The organism is Maritimibacter harenae, from assembly GCF_009882975.1.
Lineage (GTDB): Bacteria > Pseudomonadota > Alphaproteobacteria > Rhodobacterales > Rhodobacteraceae > Maritimibacter > Maritimibacter harenae.
Map to the genome: position 1 here is coordinate 533,312 of NZ_WTUX01000011.1, position 18,498 is coordinate 551,809.

Here is an 18,498-nt window from a genome sequence, read left to right on the forward strand (position 1 = left end):
GCCTTTGGCCAACGATAGGCGTCCAGAGAGGGAGGATAAAGATGCAGTTGAAGATGTCGCTTGACGAGTTGAACAGGTTCCTCGACGAGCATTTCCCCCAGGTGGCCGATGATTTCGAGGTGCTCGACGTGGCCCCGATGCGGATCACGACGCGTGCCCTGGTCGACGACAAGCACCTGCGCCCGGGCAACACGGTGTCGGGGCCCACGATGTTCGCGCTGGCCGACGTGTCGGTCTATCTCGGGATTCTCGCGATGATCGGGCCCAAGGCGCTCGCCGTCACCACGAATTGCGCGATCGACTTCATGCGCAAGCCGGCCGCGGGCGCGAACCTGCGGGCCGAGACGCGGATCCTGAAGCTGGGCAAGGTTCTGGCCGTGGGCGACGTGCTGCTTTATTCCGAAGGGACGGAGGCGCCGGTGGGACGCGCCTCGCTCACCTATTCGATCCCGCCGGAGCGGTGAGGCGTTTCGGTCCGGGGACCGTTCGAGACCGGGGAGGCACAGGATGACCGAGGCAGGCAGCGACATCGAGGGCGGGCGGCTGGCCCATTTTCCCGTGAGCTTCTTTTCCGTGGCGATGGGCCTCCTGGGGCTCGTGCTGGCCTTGCGGGCCGCGGCGCCGTTCCTGGGCTGGACGGCGGTTCTGGCGGAAGGGGTCCTCTGGGTCACGATCGTCGTCTTCGCCGTCATCGCGGCGGTCTATTTCGCCAAGCTCCTGCGTCACCCGGGCGCCGTGATCGCCGAGTGGCAGCATCCCGTGACGCTGGCCTTCTTCCCGACGATGACCATTTCGCTGCTCCTGCTGGCCACGGCGCTGCGGCTGGACATCCCGGCGCTGGCCGAGCCGCTCTGGATCGCGGGTGTCGCGGGGCAGGGGGTTCTCACCATCGCGGTGGTTACCGGCTGGATCAGCCACCGGTCGTTCGAGGTGGGCCACGTGACGCCGGCCTGGTTCATCCCGGCCGTCGGCAACGTGATCGTCCCGATCGCGGGCGCGCGCATGGGATACATCGAGATCAGCTGGCTTTTCTTCTCGGTGGGCATGCTCTTCTGGGGCGTGCTCCTGTCGATGATCATGAACCGGCTGGTGTTCCACGACCCGATCCCCGCGCGGCTCTTCCCGACGATGGTGATCCTGATCGCGCCGCCCTCGGTCGCCTTCGTGGCCTATGTCGCGATGATGGGGGTGATCGACGGGTTCGCGCGGGCGCTGATCTACATCGGGTACATGTTCGCGGCCCTCGTGCTAGCGCAGCTCCCACGGCTGGTGCGCATTCCCTTCGCGATCAGCTGGTGGGCGCTGTCCTTCCCGCTGGCCGCGCTCGCCGTGGCCTCGTTCCTGTTCGCGCGGCTCGAGGGGACGCAGGCGCACCTGTCGATCGGATTGGGCGTCCTGATGATCCTGGGTCTGGTCGTGGCCGGGCTGGTCCTGCGCACGGCGGTCGCGATCGGGCGGGGCGAGATCGGCCGGCCCGAATGAGGTGCGGCGCGCCGCCCCGGCGCACCGCGTTTCGTGTCCCGGTTCAGGGAATCAGCTTGGAGACATAGCCCGGCAGGGCGAAGGCGGCCGCGTGGACCTCGGGCGTGTAATACGCCGTGGTGATCCCGGTCGCCTCGAACCGGCCGCGCAGGACCTCCGGCGGGGTGGACCGCGCCGGGCCGTCCGTGCCCCAGCCGAAGGCCATCGGGCCGCCAGCGTAGGTCGGGATCGTGGCGAGGTAGCAGGTCGCGTCGGTAAAGAGCGCGCGGAAGGCGCGCATCGTGTTGGTCAGCTCCTCGCCCTGCATGAAGGGCACGCCGTTCTGGGTCACGAGGATACCGTCGTCCGTCAGCGCCCGCTTGGCATGGCCGTAGAACGTATCGGAGAACAGCACTTCGCCCGGGCCGATCGGGTCGGTGGAATCGACGATGATGACGTCGTAGCCGCCCGCCGTCTGCCGGATGAAGTCGGCCCCGTCGGCGATCACGAGCTCGAGGCGCGGGTCGTCGAAGGCGCCCGCCGAGATGCCGGGGAGGTATTCCTTCGAGAACTCGACCACGCCCGCGTCGATCTCGACCATCGTGACATGGGTGACGTCCCGGTGCTTGAGCACCTCGCGCGCCATGCCGCCGTCGCCGCCGCCGATGATCAGCACGCGCCGGGCCGCGCCGTGGGCGATGATCGGCACATGGGCCATCATCTCGTGGTAGATGAAGTTGTCGCCCTCGGTGACCTGAACCACACCGTCGAGCGTCAGAACACGCCCGAAGGTGCCGTTCTCGAACACGCGCAGCCGCTGGTGCTCGGTCTCGCTGTCGTAGATCAGCGTCCCGACCTTGAGCGACTGCGCGTAGTCCGCGTGCAGCGTTTCGGTCGACCAGTCGGTCATTGCGCCGCCACCGCGTCGCCTTCGGTGACGAGTCCTTCGCCGCGCAGAAGCTCCTTCATGCGCACGTCGTCCGTGTCGAAAGCGCGCTTGAGCACGTCGACGGCCAGCCAGGGCTGGGCATCGCCACACATGAACACGTCGAAGGCGCCGTAGCCGATTTCCGGCCAGGTGTGCACGGAGATATGGCTTTCGGCCAGCACGGCCACGCCGGACACGCCCTGGGGCGAGAATTTGTGCGTGTGGATGTGCAGGAGCGTGGCCCCGCAGGTATCCACGATCTCGCGGAACGCGTTCTGGATGCGGGTCTCGTCATCCAGCCCGAAGCCGTCCACGACCTCTAGGATGAGGTGCGTGCCGGCATAGACCTTGCCGTCGCGGCGGATGAAGTGATCCTCGCGGTCCTCGTCGAACACGTCGCGAGTCACGGTGTTTGCATTGGCAGGGCAAAAGCCCACCTCGATGGTGTCTTCCTCTTGGGCGCCTGTCTCCAGACCGATCCCCAGTTGGAAGAGGTTGGCGTCTTTCATGGCGCTCCCCTTCGTTCCAGTAGATTTAGGATGGTTGCCCACCCGCGGTTCCAGTCGGTCCCTTAGCGCCCCCCCGAAGACATTCGAAGTTGGGATCGGTTCCGAAAGTGAGGCGCATCTAGGGGGCATGGAGGATTCGGTCAACCCTTGTCTTTGCATGGCTGCCCAGCGTTTGTCGTACAGGGCGGAGGCGGGGCCATTGTCGCCGAAATGTCACTGAATTGCGGGCCGCGCGCCGGATTGTTCCCGGTTCCGCGCGCCGCACCGCAAGGAGGTGGCCCGTCCCCATGTTTTCTTAGCTCTGTTGCGCTTTTCCGCTATGCTCGAAGCGCAAGGGAAAGAGCCGCCGACGATGAAGGAACACACGAAAGCGGTGCTGGAGGCCTGTACGGGTCAGCTTGTCGCGCTGGGGTTGCTCCGGCGGCGGCGCGGGCTTGCCGTGTGGCAGATGAACGAGGAGATGTGGGGCGGGGTCGGCATGCAGGTGCAGCTGACCCGCCACGGCGCCACGCGCATCCTGCCGGTGGCGCAGCTTGTCTGGGATCCCGTCGAACGGCTCGTGGCACATGGCAAGGGGACGGGATACCGGCCCTGGAGCCCGGCGGCCATCACGCGGGCGCGCGTGGTCCTGCCCGCGCCTGACACCGGGCCGATCGAGTTCATCTCCCCCGAGGTGCGCGGCGACATGCTCGACCGGTTCGCGCGCCTCGTGCAGTCGGACATCGTGCCCACCATCCTCAACATGGCGGACGAGGGCGAGATCCTGCGCCACTACCGGGCCGGGGCGGGCGAGGGGGTCGGGCGCGCCGAGCACGCTCTGGCGATCCTGGCCTGGGTGACCAAGAGCCTCGACCTGGGCGCGGACTACGGCTCGCTCCTGTCGGTCCAGACGCAGGACGAGACGCGTTCGCGCCTGCAGGCGTTTCACCACCGGCTCACCGGGTCGCGCGAGGCGCGGGTGCTGATTGGCGCGAAAACCGCGGATTGATGGTGGGGTAAAATAATACCGAAAACGCAAGGCATTGTTTTTGCGACATAAATCCAAGAACAACGCTCTTGACCGTGCGCCGGAAATCTCTAGAAACGCGCCATCCGAAACCCATCAAGGGCCGAATGACATGAAAACCTTTTCTGCAACCCCTGCAGATATCGAGAAGAAGTGGGTCGTGATCGACGCCGAGGGCGTTGTTCTGGGCCGGCTCGCCTCGATCATCGCCACGCGTCTGCGCGGCAAGCACAAGCCGAGCTTCACCCCGAACATGGATTGCGGCGACAACGTCATCGTGATCAACGCCGACAAGGTCCAGCTGACCGGCAAGAAGCGGGCCGACAAGATCCATTACTGGCACACCGGCTTCCCGGGCGGGATCAAGAACCGCACCGCGGGCCAGATCCTCGACGGCGAATACCCCGAGCGCCTGCTGACCCTCGCGGTCAAGCGCATGCTCCCGGGCAACCGCCTGGCGCGTCAGCAGATGACCAACCTGCGTATCTACGCCGGGGCCGAGCATCCGCATGAGGCGCAGTCGCCGGAAGTGCTGGATGTCAAATCCATGAACAAGAAAAACACGCGTGAGGGCTGATCATGGCTGAAGAAGTTAAATCGCTTGATGAGCTGAACGCGGTCGTCGAAGGCGCCGATGCGCCGGTCGCCGAGGACATCATCAACCGTGAGCCGGTCCGCGACGAGCTGGGCCGTTCCTACGCCACCGGCAAGCGCAAGGATGCGGTCGCCCGCGTCTGGATCAAGCCGGGCTCCGGCAAGGTCACCGTCAACGGTCGAGAAATGAACAAGTATTTCGCGCGCCCGGTGCTCCAGATGATCCTCGCCCAGCCGTTCACCGTGGCCGGCGTCGAAGGTGAATTCGACGTCTACGCGACGGTCACCGGCGGCGGTCTCTCGGGCCAGGCCGGTGCGGTCAAGCACGGCATCTCGAAGGCGCTGCAGCTCTACGAACCGTCGCTGCGCCCGGCGCTGAAGGCCGCGGGCTTCCTGACCCGCGACAGCCGCGTGGTGGAACGCAAGAAGTACGGCCGCCGCAAGGCCCGCCGGAGCTTCCAGTTCTCCAAGCGCTGATCCGAACCGGATCACACGACATTCGAACGGGGTCGCCACATCGGCGGCCCCGTTTTTTCGTGCCGGTCCCCGGTCATTCGAGTTTTAAGCATTGTGCCCGCGCCAGCGTTAAGGGTGCGGAAAGGGAGGGGCGTTAGGGTCGCCGCGGACAGCCCGATGATGGGACGTGTCCTTTGACCGGAGACCCGACATGAAGACCCTGCTTGCCTCGACCCTGATCCTCGGCCTCGCCGCGCCCGCGACAGCGCAGGATTTCGCTGCCGCGATGGGCGACTTTCTCGACCAGCACGTGGTCGGTTGGGCTTCCGACCCGGTGCTGCTCGACGCGATCCGTGACAAGAACGCCGCCCATGAATGGATCGATCAATCCCGCATCGATGCGCTCGACCGGGCCTGGCAGGACGAGATCGGGCGCAGCGTGACGCCCACGATCTCGACCGTGATGGAAAACCCCGCATCCGATTTCCTGCGCGCCCGCGTCAACGCCCTGGGCGGTGCGGTGACGGAGGTCTTCGTGGTGGACGCGCATGGCCTGAACGTCGCGGCCTCGGCCCCGACCTCGGATTACTGGCAGGGGGACGAGGCGAAGTTCACGGAAACCTTCGCCGTCGGGCCCAGGGCGCGCCATTTCTCCGAGATCGAAAGGGACGCCTCCACCAGCACCTACCAGGGTCAGGCCTCCTTCACCATCGTCGACCCGGAGACCGGCGCGCCCATCGGCGCGATGACCGTCGGCATCAATGCCGAAGCCCTGTTCTGAGCCCCTGACGGTTCAAGCATCATCTCAACAGGAGCGTGCAAGTTTATGCAATTCATCAATAAAGACATTCTCCCGCGGCGCATCCGGGTGAACTCGATCTTCGTGAAGCTTGCCGCGGTGATCTTCGCGATGTCGGCCCTGCTCGCGGCCGGCGTCTCCTGGTTCTACACCGACGTGTCCCGTTCTCACCTCGAAAACGCGCTGCGCCGCTCGGGGCTGGAAATCACCACCGTCACCGCCGAAACCCTCGACGGCGCGATGGCGTTCGGTGATACCGATGCCATTCTCGACCGGATCACGCCGCTGGTCGACCACGAAGATTCGGAAACCGTGCACGGCCTCGCGCTTGGCGCCGACGGCGACCTCATCGCCTCGGCCGGCCGCGCGCCGGGGCTGGAACCGGCGCTGGCCGCGCTTGCCCGCACGGCGCTCGCCGAGGGCGCGGTCACGTTGTCCGAAGACGGATTCAGCGTCGCGGCGCCCGTGTTCTACGGCGACCGTGCCGATCCGGTCGGTGTGCTCGTTCTGGCCTGGACCGCCGAATACCTCGTCGCCGATGCGATGGCGGCCCAGGACACCGCGATCCTCGTCGCTTCCCTCGGTGTGCTTGCCGGCGTTCTCGTGATGATCTTCCTCGTACGCGGCATGGTCACGCGCCCCCTCGTCACCTCCACCGAGGTTCTCAACGAGGTGGCCGACGAACGCTACGACGTGGACATTCCGCCCACGGACCGGGGCGACGAGATCGGCGATCTCGGCCGCGCGATCGAGGACTTGCGCCAGAAGCTTCTCGCGGGCGCCGAAACCGCCCGGGAAAACCGCTTTCGCGGCGAGGCCTTCAAGGCCTCCGCATCCGCGGTGATGATGGCCGACAGCGAGATGCGGATTTTCGGCGCGAACAATGCGGTGCTGGAGCTCATGCGCCACTACGAGCCGGAATTCCGAAAGACCTGTGACGGGTTCGACCCGGACAATGTCATCGGCCAGGACATGGATTTCTTTCATGCCGGTGCGCTCAAATCCCGCGTGCGCCAGATCCTCGCAGATCCCGCGAACCTGCCCTACGACGCGAACATCAGCGTCGGCGACGCCCGCTTTCGCCTCCTGATCACCCCGGTCCGTTCTGACGAAGGTGCGCTTGACGGCTACGTCGTGGAATGGACCGACAAGACCAGCGAATACATGAACGAGGCGATCCTGGCGGCCATCGAGAACAACCAGATCAAGGCCGAATTCTCGCTCGATGGAAACCTGAAAGCCGCGAACGCCATGTTCTACGATGCCTGCGGCGCGTCCCCGGCTTCTCTTGGCGAGGTGAACTTGGATCGCTTGATCGATTTGGACGAAGGCCTCGAAGGCGGTCTCGGCAGCATATTTGACCGGCTGCGCCAGGGAACCGCTGTCTACGGCGAGTTCAGGATCAAGCGCCGGTCCGGCGGACATGCGGTCATCGATGGCGGCTTCACCCCGGTACAGGACGTGAAAGGCAACCTCCTGCGCATGGTGCTGGTGGGGCGCGACGTCAGCGAAGACCGCGCGCGCATCGCCGAAGCCGAAGCGGAGAAGCAGGCTGCGAAAGCGACCCAGGACAAGGTTGTCGACGCCCTGAAGCACGGTCTGGAATCCCTGGCGAACGGCGACCTGATGACCCGGATCGACGAGGTCTTTACGCCTGATTACGAACAGTTGCGCACGGACTTCAACCTCGCCGCGGACAAGCTGTTGGACGCGATGCGCGGCGTGATCGAGAACGCCGATCTCATCACCGGCGAGGCCGCGGAAATTTCGTCGGCCGCCGACGACCTCTCGGCCCGGACCGAGAAACAGGCCGCCACCCTGGAAGAGACCGCCTCGGCACTGGACGAGCTCACCTCTTCGGTAAAATCCGCCGCGGACGGCGCGACCCATGCCAATGACATCGTGGAAAAGGCCCGCGACAACGCCGAAGCCTCGGGCACGGTCGTGCGCGAAGCGGTGACGGCGATGGGCGAGATCGAAACGAGTTCGACCCAGATCTCCAAGATCACCGGCGTCATCGATGACATCGCTTTCCAGACCAACCTCCTGGCCCTCAACGCGGGCGTCGAGGCCGCACGCGCGGGCGAAGCCGGACGGGGCTTCGCCGTGGTCGCCTCGGAGGTGCGTGCCCTCGCGCAACGCTCCTCCGAAGCGGCACGCGAAATCAACGCGCTCATTTCCGCCTCCGGCGGCCAGGTCAAGCGCGGCGTGGATCTGGTCGGGCAGGCGGGCGACGCGCTCAAGGGCATCGTCGAGAGCGTCTCGGAGATCAGCCGTCACGTCTCGGAGATCGCGGTCAGCGCGCGTGAACAGAGCGCAGGGCTCGCCGAGATCAACGCGGCGGTGAACCAACTCGACCAGGTGACCCAGCAGAACGCGGCCATGTTCGAGGAAACCACTGCCGCGAGCCACGCGCTCACGCGCGAGGCAGAGACACTGGCCCAGACGATGGGCCGGTTCCAAACCGGCCCGCGCGACGCGGGGAACGAAGCGCATGCGCCCGTCCCCTTCACCACCCGCCGCGATCCCGTACGCGACACGGCGTCCCAACCTGCGCTTCACGCAGGTGCGGCCGCTGTCGCCGTCGCGGAGGTTCCCGATGACGATGACGGTTGGGACGAATTCTGAGCGGAGGTCGAGCCATGAAGAAGGCCTGCCGCGTCTTGGTGGTGGACGACTCGTCCACCATGCGAAAACTCATCCGCCACGGACTTGGTCGCGATCCCCGTTTGCGGGTCGTGGGTGAAGCTGGGACGGCCCGACAGGCACGCGAATTGGTCAAGACGCTCGAACCGGATATCATGACGCTAGATGTCGAAATGCCCGGAATGGACGGTCTCGAGTTCCTGTCGCGCCTGATGATCGCACGCCCCATGCCCGTGGTGATGGTTTCGTCCCTGACCGGCCGCGGCAGTGACGCCGCAATCCGGGCTTTGTCCCTCGGGGCGATGGAGTGCATCGAGAAACCGCGCTTCGGCACCGCCCAGGAAACGTTCTCCCAACTCGCCGATCTTCTTGTAACCCTGTCCGCCGCAAAGCCCTCCACACGACCAGGTCGATCGCCCGCCAGCCGTGAACGCGAATACGACCCGCCCTTTCAGTGGAATGGCAGATTCCTTCTCATCGGTGCATCGACAGGCGGGGTCGACGCGCTTGAAACCATCTTTTCAGCTTTTCCCAACGACGCGCCGCCGACGCTAGTGACCCAGCATATGCCGGCACCGTTCCTTGCGAGCTTCGCAGAGCGTCTCAATTCGAACATGTGCCCCAACATACGCCTCGCGTCCGACGGTGATGTACTGACGCAGGGCAACATCCTGATCGCGCCAGGGGGCCGATACCATCTTCGGCTTTCGCATGATGGGGCGGCACAGGTGACACTTTGGGAGGGGCCCAAACGAAATGGGCATCGACCATCGGTCGATGAAATGTTTCTTTCCGCATTGCCGGTGGCGCAGCGATCGGTGGCGGCGCTCCTCACCGGTATGGGCCGGGATGGAGCCGCCGGACTGCTGCAACTCAGATCCGCCGGTGCCCGAACCTTCGCACAGGACGCCGCATCCAGCATCGTTTACGGGATGCCTCGCGTGGCGACCGAAATCGGGGCCGCAGGAGAAGTCGTTCCACTTGCTCAAATGGCGTCGGCTTTGTTGGGTGCTTGCGCGTACCAGGTTCCGATGGGTGCAGGGGCTTGATATGAGCAGTCTTGAAGCGCGGAAATCCGGCCGGACCTACATCGCGCAAGGCGAACACGCCATCGATGGAGGTCCGGACGCTGTCATCGCGACGCTTCTGGGGTCATGCGTTGCCGCCTGCATATGGGATCCAGGCCGCGGGATCGGCGGCATGAATCATGTATTGTTCGTTGACGCGACCGCGTCGTCCTCCATGACGTATGGATATGGCGTCAATGCGATGGAACTCTTGATCAACGGCTTGTTGCGCCTGGGCGCAGAGCGGCGCGCCCTGCGAGCCAAGGTTTTCGGGGGCGCGCGCATGATAGATGGGCTATCGGATGGTGGATCCCGGAATGCGGAGTTCGTTCAACACTTCCTGGCCCGGGAAGGGATCAGCGAAGTCGGGTCTGACATCGGCGGAACCAAGGCGCGACGGGTGGAATTCTGGCCGGGCACCGGGCGCGCGCGTTTGAAATATGTTCGGCAAACTGTCCCTGTCGTCTCGAGTAGCCTCCACCGCAAGACAAGTCGAGATATCGAATTGTTCTGACCAGGTCCCCCGGACGCCCATTCCTGGCACAGTGCGAGCGGTCATAGCCAGGTCAGCGTATTGTCCGGGACCGTTGTCTCGTCGGGGGTCAACTCCGGAAAAAGGCGATGCCTTAGGCTGGTAAGTTTCAGTAACTCTGCGACACCACGGGCGTTATTGAACTGGACATCCAAAGCACGAGTGAGCTTTGCCAGATCATCGAGAGTTTGATGGAGGCGATCAAGCTCCTGAAGCATGTGGTAATCCACGACCTGCTGCGGGTTGTCGAGCTTCTCCAACATCGCCGAGACGACGAGCTGCAAATGTTTGCAGGTCTCTGCAGATGATTGAAGTTCGCCGGACAGCCGCTCGGCCAGATGCTGGCGCGGTGGCCCCCCGGAATCTTTGGCTTTGGGGCCGTCATTTTGCGGATCGACCATCTCAGAGGCGTCCCACGATCGCTTCGATTGCCTTGCGCAGGTCAGCCGGCTGAAATGGCTTCGCGAGAAAGTTGTTCATACCGAGCTTCTTACCGGTTTCGATGATATTTCTATCAGCTTTGCCCGTTATCAGTAGAAAACCGACCTTGCCCGTGCGCGCGTTGGAGCGCAGTGCGTGCAAGAGTTGCAGGCCGTTCATCCCGGGCATGTTCATGTCGGATATGACCAGGTGGACTGGCCATTGCGCGAGCTTGTTCAAGGCAGATTCACCGTCGGCCGCGCTTTCCACCTGCCTGATTCCGAAACCGTCGAGCGCCTGGGTAATGAGCCCGCGACTCGTCGACATATCATCCACGACCATGATGCGAAGCTGTTCGCGCAAAGACATGTCAGACCGCCTCTTTCAATTCTGAGTTTTCAAGGGCCGTTCGACGATAGGCCGTGACCCCCGCTTTTTCGAAGTATGGCTCGACCTCGGGGCTAATCCGCTCGCTGTGCCCAAGGAACAGATGGCCGCCGGGCTCCAGGATTTTGGCGAACCTCCTCCAAAGCCTTGTCTGGGTTGGCTGGTCGAAGTAGATGACGACATTCCGGCAAAAGATCGCGTCGAATTTCCCGCGCATTGGCCAGTCACGCAGCAGGTTGAGGATACGAAAGGTTGTCAGGTCGCGAAGCGTATCCGCGATTAGCAGTTGGCCATCTGTTTTTCTGAAATGATCTGCGCGCATTTGAGGTGCGAGGCCGGACAGCATGTGTTCGGGGTACTGCCCGGATCGCGCGAAGACGACAACGGCCGGGTCGATGTCCGTGGCAAGGATGCGGCAATCCTTTTGCGACGTCAGTCCGGCTTCCGCGAGAACCATCGCGATCGAATAGGGCTCTTGTCCATTCGCGCATCCCGCCGACCATATGCGGACCGGATGGCCACGTTCGATCTGTTGCCTGAATGCAGGAATGAGCGTGGAGCGAAGCAGTTCAAAGTGGTGCGCTTCGCGGAAAAAGTGCGAGACGTTGGTGGTCAGTGCGGAGATGAACCTGGGTATTTCCTCGGCCCCGTGTGGACCCTCGATGAGCGCGCAATACGCGTCGAAGTCGGCAAGCCCCAGCTGGCGAAGGCGGCGGGCGAGGCGGGTTCGGACCATGTCGGATTTGGAGGCCCCAATCGCAAGCCCGGCTTCGCGTCGCGCAAGGGCGGTTATGCGACGGAACGCGGCATCCGACAATGTCGGGCCGTGCAGGCCCACCGGTGCTTTGGCTTCGGGCTTGGGATGTGGCTTCATGTCGATCACGCGACATCCTCGTCGGCGACGGGGAGGATCGCCCCGAGGTCCAGAAGGCGGATCATGCGGTTTTCCTTGATCGTCAACGCGGATATGAAACTGCGCTGCTGGTCGGCCGGCAGGTCCGGCGGCGCTTGCAGATCATCCGGCGAGATGGCCAGGATGTCCGAGACCGCGTCGACCATCAGACCGACCACCCGCGCGCCGTTCGCCACGACGATGATCACGTTGCGCAGGCCGTTGGTGTCGACGGTGAGGTCCAGGCGCCCGGCGAGGTCCATGATTGGAAGGACGGTGCCGCGCAGGTTGATGACCCCACGCATGTAGCTGGGGGAATGCGGCAGCGGGGTCGCTTTCGCGCCACCGCGGATTTCGCGCACCTGCATGATGTCGATGCAGTAATCCTGGCCGCCGACCAGAAAGGACAGGTATTCCCGCGCAGCTGTATCGCCGGTCCTGTCTTGCGCGGTGTCCGGGTCGATCATGACGAAACTCCAATCTTTTGGGGAGAGACGGGCTTCGCAGGCTGGGTGTGGCCCGAGGCTTGGGCGACAAGGTCGATCGGGTCGAGGATGAGTGCGATCTGGCCATCGCCCAGTATTGTGGCCGCAGCGATGCCGGGCACGCGCCCATAGGCTTCCTGAAGCCCTTTTATCACCACCTGCCGTTGATCCTCGATCGCGTCGACCACCACAGCCGCGGCGAGCCCGTCCTCCTGCCCGATGAGCAGGACGACGCTGCCGGTGTAATCCTGGAGAGGGTGCCGGTAGCCCAATTCAGCGCCCAGGTCGATGAGCGGCACGAAGGTGTCGCGGATGTTGATGACGTGTGTGTTCGGTCCGAAGGCGCGCAGATCGTCCGGGGTGACCGCAAGGGTTTCGAAAATCGCATTGAGCGGCACGACCAGCGTTTCGCGCGCGACGCGCACGACCATGCCGTCGAGCACCGCGAGGGTGAGGGGGAGGGAGATCGAGAAGGTGGTTCCCTGGCCCGGCTCCGACTGGATCGTCACGCGTCCGCCCAAGGCCTGGATCGCATTGCGCACCACGTCCATGCCGACGCCGCGGCCGGAGAGGTTGGAGATCCTGTCGGCGGTCGAGAAGCCGGGCAGGAAGAGGAGGTTGTCGATCTCGCTGTCGGTGAGCTGGCTGTCGGCCGGTATGAGCTCCTTCTCGATCGCCTTGGCCAGCACCTTCGGACGGTTGATGCCAGCGCCGTCGTCGGCCACCTCGATCACAACCCGGCCCGAGCGGTGGAGCGCGGTCAGCTGGACGGTGCCTTCGCGCGGTTTGCCCGCAGCCTCGCGCGCGTCGCCGGGTTCGAGCCCGTGGTCGACCGCGTTGCGGATCATGTGGGTGAGCGGATCGGCGAGGCGTTCGATCACCGTCTTGTCGACCTCGGTGTTCTCGCCTTCGGTGCGCAGGCGCACGTCCTTTCCGATCGCGGCAGACGCTTCGCGCACGATGCGCGACATGCGCTGGAACAGGGATTTCACCGGCTGGGCGCGGATCATCATCACGCTTTCCTGGATGTCGCGGGTGAGTTGCTGGAATTCCTCGAGCCCCGTGCGCACGGGCGAGTTCGGCGGCACGCCGGCCGCATCCACGCTCTGGCTCAGCATCGCCTGGTTGATCACGATTTCACCCACCAGGTTCACGAGCCGGTCGATCCGGTCGAGGTCCACGCGCACCGTGGCGCGCGGCGTGGCCGCCGCCGGGGCGGGGCGCGGAGAGGGCTCCGGAGACGGCGCGGTTTCAGACGTTGGGCGAACCGGCTCCGGTATCGGCTTTTCGGGATCCGGCGTCTCGCCGGACAGTGCAGCCAGATCATCGAGTTCGGCGAGATCGGGGAGATCGGCCGGTGGGGGCGGCGCGTCATCTGCCCGCATGATGTCGAGGCTGCACAGCCCCTCGACGAAATCGAAGGCATCGGCGATCGCCCCGCGCCCTTCCGGTGTGGTGAGCCGCAGGGTCCACCCCAGGTGGGCGTGTTCGCAGTCCAGCGCCTCGAGCGGGGGCAGGTCGTTGTCGTGGCAGGTGACCGTCAGGTCGCCCAGATCGCGCAGGGCCCGGAACAGGAATTGTGGCTCGTTGCCGTTGGCATAGAGCAGCGGGCCCGGCGTGAACGTGATGTCCCAGGTCGGGTCTTCCGTCTCGCCGGGGGCGTCGAGGTCGAGGTCGAGCGAGAGGGTCGTGACCTCGAAGTCGATCGGGTCGTCCTCGGCAACGTCATCCGCGGGCGTCGCGCCCAGGAGCGTGTCGAGCTCGGCGAGGATCGGGTCCGTCCTGGTGGGGTCGTGGGGGATGTCGTCGCGCGCTTCACGCACGAGATCGGTCAGGATATCGCTGCAGGTGAAGAAGAGTTTCAGCACGTCGGGCGACGCGGACAAGTGCCCGCTGCGCACGAGGTCCAGCGCGGTTTCGAACCGGTGGGCGAAAGCGACCAGCGTGTCGAGCCCGAACGCCCCCGCACCGCCCTTGATGGAATGCACAGCGCGGAAGACCACGTTCACGGTCTCGCCGTCGCCCATCTCGTCGTAGAGCGTCTGAAGCCCATCCTGCAATGCCTCCAGGAGTTCCTCGCATTCCACGAAGAACGAGGCGCGGATTTCGGCCATCGGATCGGACATCACGTCACCCCGCCACCATTCTGAGCGCTTTCACGAGGCGGGCAGGCTCGAACGGTTTCACGATCCATCCCGTGGCGCCGGCGTCGCGTGCGCGCGCCTTCATCTCGGCCGCGCTTTCGGTGGTCAGCACGAGGATCGGGATCGCCCGGAATTCCTCCCGCGCGCGGACCCCATCGATGAAGCCGAACCCATCCATGCGGGGCATGTTGATGTCGGTGATGATCGCGTCCGGGGCGGGGATCTCGTCCAGCAGTTCGAGACCATGAAGCCCGTCCTCCGCCAGGTGCGCGCCGATCCCTTCGGCTGTGAGGGCGAGGCGGACCATGTCGCGCATGGTGCGGCTGTCGTCGACGGCGAGGACCTGCATCGTCATGGCTGCGCCTCCCACCGCGTGACGCTGTCCGCGCTGAAGCCCAGGAGGGCGAGCTGATCGGCGAGGTCGGTGGACACGTTGCTGATGGTGAGGGACCGCCCGGCCACCGCCCAGCTCCGGGCAGCCGCGCGGATGACCTGGAGCGACAGGGCGCCCAGGTGCGTGACCGCGCCCGCGTCGAGCGTCAGATCCTGGCCCGAGTGCGACAGGATTTCATCCCTGAGCGGGCCCGCCGCGCGCAGGTCGAGCTTCGGTGGCAGGGTGATCGCACCGCTCATCGCGCGACCATCGCGCCAAGGCGTTCATCCAGCATGGGCCGTGACCCCTTTCCTCATCCGGTTTCGCGACCGGCATAAGGCAGGGGGCGTTAAGATTGGCTTACCCGGAGACGGAAATTCGCGCGCCCAGCTTCTGGGCCATGTGGCGCGCGCAGCCGGTCAGCGCGGCATAATCGTCGTCGACCAGCGTGACCGAGAAATTCTTCATGAAACCGGCGAAGCGCCCCTTGTCGCGCATGGCGTCGTCGAAGCCCATCTCGATCAGCCAGGGGCTGACCGCGCGGGCCACGCCGCCGACCAGGAAGACGCCGCCGAAGGGCAGGTGGATCAGCGACAGGTTGCCCGTGACCGTGCCCATGATGCGCACGAAGAAGGCGAGGGCCGCGCGCGCGGTTTCGTTGCCCGCTTCCACCGCCTCCATAACCTGCGCGGCGGAATATTCGCGGGTCTCCCCGGCGCGCGCGCTCATCCACGTCGCGACATGGGCGAGCCCGCGGCCCGACAGCACGTCCTCGACCGCGGGAAAACCGTGGGCGGTCTCGAAATCGCGGCACAGCTCCAGCTCCTCGACCGAGCGGATCGGCAGGTTGGCGTGCCCGGCCTCGGACGGCACCACCAGCCGCCCGGCGGGCGTGTCGTGGACCGGGGCGCAGTTGAAGCCGGTGCCGATCCCGATCACCAGCTTGGAGGCGTGGCCCTTGGGTGCCGGCCCAGGCACGATGCGGGTGAGGCAGCCTTCCTCGATATGGTCGAGCGCGTGGCCCTGGGCCTGCAGATCGTTGATCACGTCGACCACGTCGGTGCCCGTTGCGCGCGCCACGGTGGCCGCGTCGATCGTCCAGTCGAGGTTGGTCATGTCCCCCACGCCGTCGCGCACCGGCCCCGCGAGCGCCACGCAGGCGCCGGCGCAGCCGGGATGGCCCTGGCCTTCGAGGTAGCGGGTGAGGACGGTCTCGAGCCCCGGGTATTCCGCGTTGCGGAACCGTTCGATCGTGTCGGGGATGAGCGTCGTGCCCTCGGCCAGCGCGACGCGGGTGTTGGTGCCGCCGATATCGGCGACGAGGGTCAGGGCGGTCTGGGTCATGGGCGCGTCCGTCCGGCTGTCAGCTGTGGGCAAGCGCCCGTTGCATGGCGTGGTAGGACGCTTTCGGCGTCCGTTCAAGGCTGTCGAAATCCACGTGGACCAGGCCGAAGCGTTTGTCGTAGCCGAAGGCCCATTCGTAATTGTCCAGGAGCGACCAGGCGAAATACCCCTTCACGGGGGCACCCGCTTCCATCGCGGCGCGCAGGGCGGCGAGGTGGGCGTCGAGATAGGCGATGCGGTCCTCGTCGGCGACCTGGCCATGGCGCAGCACGTCCGGCGCGGCCATCCCGTTCTCGGTCACGTAGAGCGGCAGGTCGCCGGAATACCGCTCCGACACCCGCGTCAGGAAATGGGTGAGGCCATCGGGAAAGATCTCCCATCCCATGTCGGTCTTCGGCAGGTTGCCCGACAGCTCCTCGAGCGACGGGTAGGGACCTTGGGCCGGGCCGATGATCTTGCGCGTGTAGTAATTGATGCCGACCCAGTCGAGCGGTTCGGCGATCACGTGCATGTCGCCTTCCCAGAAGCGGGGCAGGTGGGCGTTGATTCCCTCGAGCAGCTCGGTCGGGTACTGGCTCTGGAATATCGGCTCGAGGAACGCACGGTTGTAGATCGCGTCATAGGTGGCCGCGGCGCGCCGGGCGGCTTCGCTGCCATCGACAGGCTGAGCGTATTCGAGGTTGAAGACCGCGCCGAGGTTGTCGTGCCCCTCGGCCCGCAGCGCCTGGAGCGCGGTGCCGTGGGCGAGCAGCGTGTGGTGGATCGCGCGCGCGGCCGCCCGGATGTCGCGCAGGCCGGGTGCGTGGGCGCCCACGAAATGGCTCAGCCAGCTCACGCACCAGAATTCGTTGATCGTTGCGGTCGACCAGACACGGTCCCCGATGCGGTCCATCAGGGTCACGGCATAATCGGCGAACCACTTGGCCACGTCCGGATTGGTCCAGCCGCCCAGATCGGCAAGCGCGGAGGGCATTTCCCAGTGGTAGAGCGTGAGCGCCGGCTTGATCCCGCGCTCGAGCATCCCGTCGACGAGGCGGTCGTAGAAGTCGAGCCCGTCGGGGTTCGGCGTGCCGCGCCCCTCGGGCAGAACGCGCGCCCAGCTGGCCGAGAAGCGGTAGACGTCGAAATTGCCGTCTCGGATCAGGTCGAGATCGGCGGGCCAACGGTTGTAGTGGTCGCAGGCAATGCGCCCGTCCTCGGCGTTCTCGACGTTGCCGGGGGTGGCGGCGAAGGTGTCCCAGTGGGTGGAGCCTGCGCCGCCGAAGCCGTGCCCCTCGATCTGGTAGGCCGAGGTCGAGACGCCGAAGAGGAAGTCTTCGGGGAAATCCGCGCGGGAGAGGGTCAGGGTCATGAGATATCCGTCATACGGGCTGCGACCGGGGCCGGGCCAGTGGAGGGGCCGAGGATCAGCTCGGCTTCGAGCAGGTCGGTGCGCGGCGTGGTGTCGCCGCTCGTGATGATGTCGAGAAGCATGCGCGCCGCCCGCCGGCCCGCGTCGCGCACGGACGAGCGGGTTGCGGTGAAAAGCGGCTCGTCGCCCCCGTTGGGCAGGTAGGACAGGTCGTCGTCGTGGATGATGACCGACACGTCGCGCCCCATCTCGAGCCCCGCTTCGCGGATCGCGCGGCGGATGCCGATGCCGGGGATCATGGAGGACGAGATGATCGCGGTCGGCGCGTCCGGCCGGGCCAGGAGCGCGCGGGTCGTGTCGTGGCCGAATTGCTCGGTCATCTCGCCCGAGAACTTGAGGCTGTCGTCGTGGGGCACGCCCCGCGCCTCGTGCGCCGCCTCGAAGCCGCGCCGGCGCCGGATGGCGAAATCCATGTTCTCGAGCCCGTTGACCAGCGCGATGCGCCGATGACCGAGATCCAACAGGTGCGTGGTGGCACGCTGGAAGGCGCGCTGGTTGTTCATGTCGACCCAGCTGTAGGGCACGTCGCTCTGCGATGCACGGCCGTGGACCACGAAGGGGATGTCGACCTCGGTGATCAGGTTGATGCGCGGGTCGCCCATGCGCGGCGCGTGCACGATGATACCGTCGACCGACCCCTTGTGCTTGAACTCCTCGTAGGCGCGGGCCTGCTCGGCCTCCGCCACGATCGAGATCAGCATGTCGTAACCCGCCTTGGCGTAGATCTCGCCCGCCCCCGCGACGAAATCGGCGAAGACCGGGTTCATCATCTCGTGTTCCGAGGACAGGGGCAGAACATGCCCGATCGCCATCGCCCGGCCGGTGGCCAGGGAACGGGCCCGCATGTTGGGGCGGTAGCCATAGGCGTCGGCGGCGGCCACGACCCGCTTGCGCGTCGCCTCGGACACCTCGGGAAACCCGTTCAGCGCGCGGCTGACGGTGGTCGGGGACAGCCCGAGTTCTTTAGCGAGGTCCTTGAGGGTCATGGAATCCAAACCGTTTTGAATGGGGGCACCGTATCGGCCGCGTGCCGCATCGTCAAAG

At 65.5% G+C, this 18,498-nt stretch carries 21 protein-coding genes; 9 read left to right on the forward strand and 12 right to left on the reverse strand.

The features are described from left to right. Nucleotides 1-41 precede the first annotated feature (41 nt). Nucleotides 42-464, forward strand: a complete 423-nt coding sequence (locus GQE99_RS09305) for a PaaI family thioesterase (protein WP_161351312.1) — start codon at nt 42-44, stop codon at nt 462-464. Between the two features lie 43 nt (nt 465-507). Then, nucleotides 508-1,482, forward strand: coding sequence for an SLAC1 anion channel family protein (locus tag GQE99_RS09310; protein WP_161351313.1), 975 nt, complete (start codon nt 508-510; stop codon nt 1,480-1,482). A 43-nt stretch (nt 1,483-1,525) separates the two neighbouring features. Here the strand turns inward: GQE99_RS09310 and speE are convergent, their stop codons facing one another. Next, nucleotides 1,526-2,371 carry a polyamine aminopropyltransferase gene (gene speE / locus GQE99_RS09315; protein ID WP_161351314.1) on the reverse strand — a complete coding sequence of 282 codons (846 nt, stop codon included), beginning with the start codon at nt 2,369-2,371 and terminating at the stop codon, nt 1,526-1,528. Next, nucleotides 2,368-2,898, reverse strand: coding sequence for an adenosylmethionine decarboxylase (gene speD / locus GQE99_RS09320; protein ID WP_161351315.1), 531 nt, complete (start codon nt 2,896-2,898; stop codon nt 2,368-2,370). The genes speE and speD overlap by 4 nt, the downstream gene beginning before the upstream one ends. A 352-nt stretch (nt 2,899-3,250) precedes the next feature. On the opposite strand from speD, the gene GQE99_RS09325 reads away from it, so the two are divergent. The 7 genes from GQE99_RS09325 to GQE99_RS09355 all read left to right on the forward strand — a co-directional run bounded on the left by GQE99_RS09325 (nt 3,251) and on the right by GQE99_RS09355 (nt 9,980). Beyond that, on the forward strand, nt 3,251-3,886 hold the full coding sequence (locus GQE99_RS09325) for a hypothetical protein (RefSeq protein ID WP_161351316.1): 636 nt from the start codon (nt 3,251-3,253) through the stop codon (nt 3,884-3,886). Between the two features lie 130 nt (nt 3,887-4,016). After that, complete coding sequence (gene rplM, locus GQE99_RS09330; RefSeq protein WP_161351317.1) at nt 4,017-4,481, forward strand: 50S ribosomal protein L13; 465 nt, start codon at nt 4,017-4,019, stop codon at nt 4,479-4,481. Between the two features lie 2 nt (nt 4,482-4,483). Next, a complete protein-coding gene (gene rpsI / locus GQE99_RS09335; RefSeq protein WP_161351318.1) occupies nt 4,484-4,975 on the forward strand; it encodes a 30S ribosomal protein S9 in 492 nt (163 codons plus the stop codon). A 190-nt stretch (nt 4,976-5,165) separates the two neighbouring features. Then, entirely contained in the window at nt 5,166-5,735 is a 570-nt protein-coding gene (locus GQE99_RS09340; protein ID WP_161351319.1) for a hypothetical protein, read from the forward strand. Nucleotides 5,736-5,780: 45 nt separating this feature from the next. Beyond that, a complete protein-coding gene (locus GQE99_RS21855; protein ID WP_161351320.1) occupies nt 5,781-8,381 on the forward strand; it encodes a methyl-accepting chemotaxis protein in 2,601 nt (866 codons plus the stop codon). A 14-nt stretch (nt 8,382-8,395) separates the two neighbouring features. Continuing rightward, a complete protein-coding gene (locus GQE99_RS09350) occupies nt 8,396-9,448 on the forward strand; it encodes a protein-glutamate methylesterase/protein-glutamine glutaminase (protein WP_161351321.1) in 1,053 nt (350 codons plus the stop codon). Between the two features lies 1 nt (nt 9,449). After that, nucleotides 9,450-9,980, forward strand: coding sequence for a chemotaxis protein CheD (locus GQE99_RS09355; RefSeq protein WP_161351322.1), 531 nt, complete (start codon nt 9,450-9,452; stop codon nt 9,978-9,980). Nucleotides 9,981-10,021: 41 nt separating this feature from the next. On the opposite strand, the gene GQE99_RS09360 is transcribed toward GQE99_RS09355, so the two are convergent. From GQE99_RS09360 to GQE99_RS09405, 10 genes are all read right to left on the reverse strand, one after another. After that, a complete protein-coding gene (locus tag GQE99_RS09360; RefSeq protein WP_161351323.1) occupies nt 10,022-10,399 on the reverse strand; it encodes a hypothetical protein in 378 nt (125 codons plus the stop codon). Nucleotide 10,400: 1 nt separating this feature from the next. Further along, nucleotides 10,401-10,787: a response regulator gene (locus tag GQE99_RS09365; RefSeq protein ID WP_161351324.1), complete on the reverse strand. Its 387-nt coding sequence runs from the start codon at nt 10,785-10,787 to the stop codon at nt 10,401-10,403. A gap of 1 nt (nt 10,788) precedes the next feature. Beyond that, on the reverse strand, nt 10,789-11,679 hold the full coding sequence (locus GQE99_RS09370; RefSeq protein ID WP_235917184.1) for a CheR family methyltransferase: 891 nt from the start codon (nt 11,677-11,679) through the stop codon (nt 10,789-10,791). Between the two features lie 5 nt (nt 11,680-11,684). Next, nucleotides 11,685-12,164: a chemotaxis protein CheW gene (locus tag GQE99_RS09375; RefSeq protein ID WP_161351326.1), complete on the reverse strand. Its 480-nt coding sequence runs from the start codon at nt 12,162-12,164 to the stop codon at nt 11,685-11,687. Then, complete coding sequence (locus GQE99_RS09380; RefSeq protein WP_161351327.1) at nt 12,161-14,308, reverse strand: chemotaxis protein CheA; 2,148 nt, start codon at nt 14,306-14,308, stop codon at nt 12,161-12,163. The genes GQE99_RS09375 and GQE99_RS09380 overlap by 4 nt, the downstream gene beginning before the upstream one ends. A gap of 4 nt (nt 14,309-14,312) precedes the next feature. Beyond that, nucleotides 14,313-14,681 (reverse strand): response regulator, encoded by a 369-nt coding sequence (locus GQE99_RS09385; RefSeq protein ID WP_161351328.1) that lies wholly within the window; start codon nt 14,679-14,681, stop codon nt 14,313-14,315. Then, on the reverse strand, nt 14,678-14,959 hold the full coding sequence (locus tag GQE99_RS09390; protein ID WP_161351329.1) for an STAS domain-containing protein: 282 nt from the start codon (nt 14,957-14,959) through the stop codon (nt 14,678-14,680). The genes GQE99_RS09385 and GQE99_RS09390 overlap by 4 nt, the downstream gene beginning before the upstream one ends. A 100-nt stretch (nt 14,960-15,059) precedes the next feature. Then, entirely contained in the window at nt 15,060-16,043 is a 984-nt protein-coding gene (locus GQE99_RS09395) for a glucokinase (protein WP_161351330.1), read from the reverse strand. A gap of 19 nt (nt 16,044-16,062) precedes the next feature. Continuing rightward, a complete protein-coding gene (locus tag GQE99_RS09400; protein ID WP_407943787.1) occupies nt 16,063-17,394 on the reverse strand; it encodes a GH1 family beta-glucosidase in 1,332 nt (443 codons plus the stop codon). Further along, entirely contained in the window at nt 17,391-18,440 is a 1,050-nt protein-coding gene (locus tag GQE99_RS09405) for a LacI family DNA-binding transcriptional regulator (protein ID WP_161351331.1), read from the reverse strand. The genes GQE99_RS09400 and GQE99_RS09405 overlap by 4 nt, the downstream gene beginning before the upstream one ends. Nucleotides 18,441-18,498: the final 58 nt, after the last annotated feature.

Bases quoted from the DNA above. Each gene is read 5' to 3' on its own strand.
- GQE99_RS09305 (WP_161351312.1), top strand. From the start codon at position 42: ATGCAGTTGAAGATGTCGCTTGACGAGTTGAACAGGTTCCTCGACGAG.
- GQE99_RS09310 (WP_161351313.1), top strand. From the start codon at position 508: ATGACCGAGGCAGGCAGCGACATCGAGGGCGGGCGGCTGGCCCATTTT.
- speE (WP_161351314.1), bottom strand. From the start codon at position 2,371: ATGACCGACTGGTCGACCGAAACGCTGCACGCGGACTACGCGCAGTCG.
- speD (WP_161351315.1), bottom strand. From the start codon at position 2,898: ATGAAAGACGCCAACCTCTTCCAACTGGGGATCGGTCTGGAGACAGGC.
- GQE99_RS09325 (WP_161351316.1), top strand. From the start codon at position 3,251: ATGAAGGAACACACGAAAGCGGTGCTGGAGGCCTGTACGGGTCAGCTT.
- rplM (WP_161351317.1), top strand. From the start codon at position 4,017: ATGAAAACCTTTTCTGCAACCCCTGCAGATATCGAGAAGAAGTGGGTC.
- rpsI (WP_161351318.1), top strand. From the start codon at position 4,484: ATGGCTGAAGAAGTTAAATCGCTTGATGAGCTGAACGCGGTCGTCGAA.
- GQE99_RS09340 (WP_161351319.1), top strand. From the start codon at position 5,166: ATGAAGACCCTGCTTGCCTCGACCCTGATCCTCGGCCTCGCCGCGCCC.
- GQE99_RS21855 (WP_161351320.1), top strand. From the start codon at position 5,781: ATGCAATTCATCAATAAAGACATTCTCCCGCGGCGCATCCGGGTGAAC.
- GQE99_RS09350 (WP_161351321.1), top strand. From the start codon at position 8,396: ATGAAGAAGGCCTGCCGCGTCTTGGTGGTGGACGACTCGTCCACCATG.
- GQE99_RS09355 (WP_161351322.1), top strand. From the start codon at position 9,450: ATGAGCAGTCTTGAAGCGCGGAAATCCGGCCGGACCTACATCGCGCAA.
- GQE99_RS09360 (WP_161351323.1), bottom strand. From the start codon at position 10,399: ATGGTCGATCCGCAAAATGACGGCCCCAAAGCCAAAGATTCCGGGGGG.
- GQE99_RS09365 (WP_161351324.1), bottom strand. From the start codon at position 10,787: ATGTCTTTGCGCGAACAGCTTCGCATCATGGTCGTGGATGATATGTCG.
- GQE99_RS09370 (WP_235917184.1), bottom strand. From the start codon at position 11,679: ATGAAGCCACATCCCAAGCCCGAAGCCAAAGCACCGGTGGGCCTGCAC.
- GQE99_RS09375 (WP_161351326.1), bottom strand. From the start codon at position 12,164: ATGATCGACCCGGACACCGCGCAAGACAGGACCGGCGATACAGCTGCG.
- GQE99_RS09380 (WP_161351327.1), bottom strand. From the start codon at position 14,308: ATGTCCGATCCGATGGCCGAAATCCGCGCCTCGTTCTTCGTGGAATGC.
- GQE99_RS09385 (WP_161351328.1), bottom strand. From the start codon at position 14,681: ATGACGATGCAGGTCCTCGCCGTCGACGACAGCCGCACCATGCGCGAC.
- GQE99_RS09390 (WP_161351329.1), bottom strand. From the start codon at position 14,959: ATGAGCGGTGCGATCACCCTGCCACCGAAGCTCGACCTGCGCGCGGCG.
- GQE99_RS09395 (WP_161351330.1), bottom strand. From the start codon at position 16,043: ATGACCCAGACCGCCCTGACCCTCGTCGCCGATATCGGCGGCACCAAC.
- GQE99_RS09400 (WP_407943787.1), bottom strand. From the start codon at position 17,394: ATGACCCTGACCCTCTCCCGCGCGGATTTCCCCGAAGACTTCCTCTTC.
- GQE99_RS09405 (WP_161351331.1), bottom strand. From the start codon at position 18,440: ATGACCCTCAAGGACCTCGCTAAAGAACTCGGGCTGTCCCCGACCACC.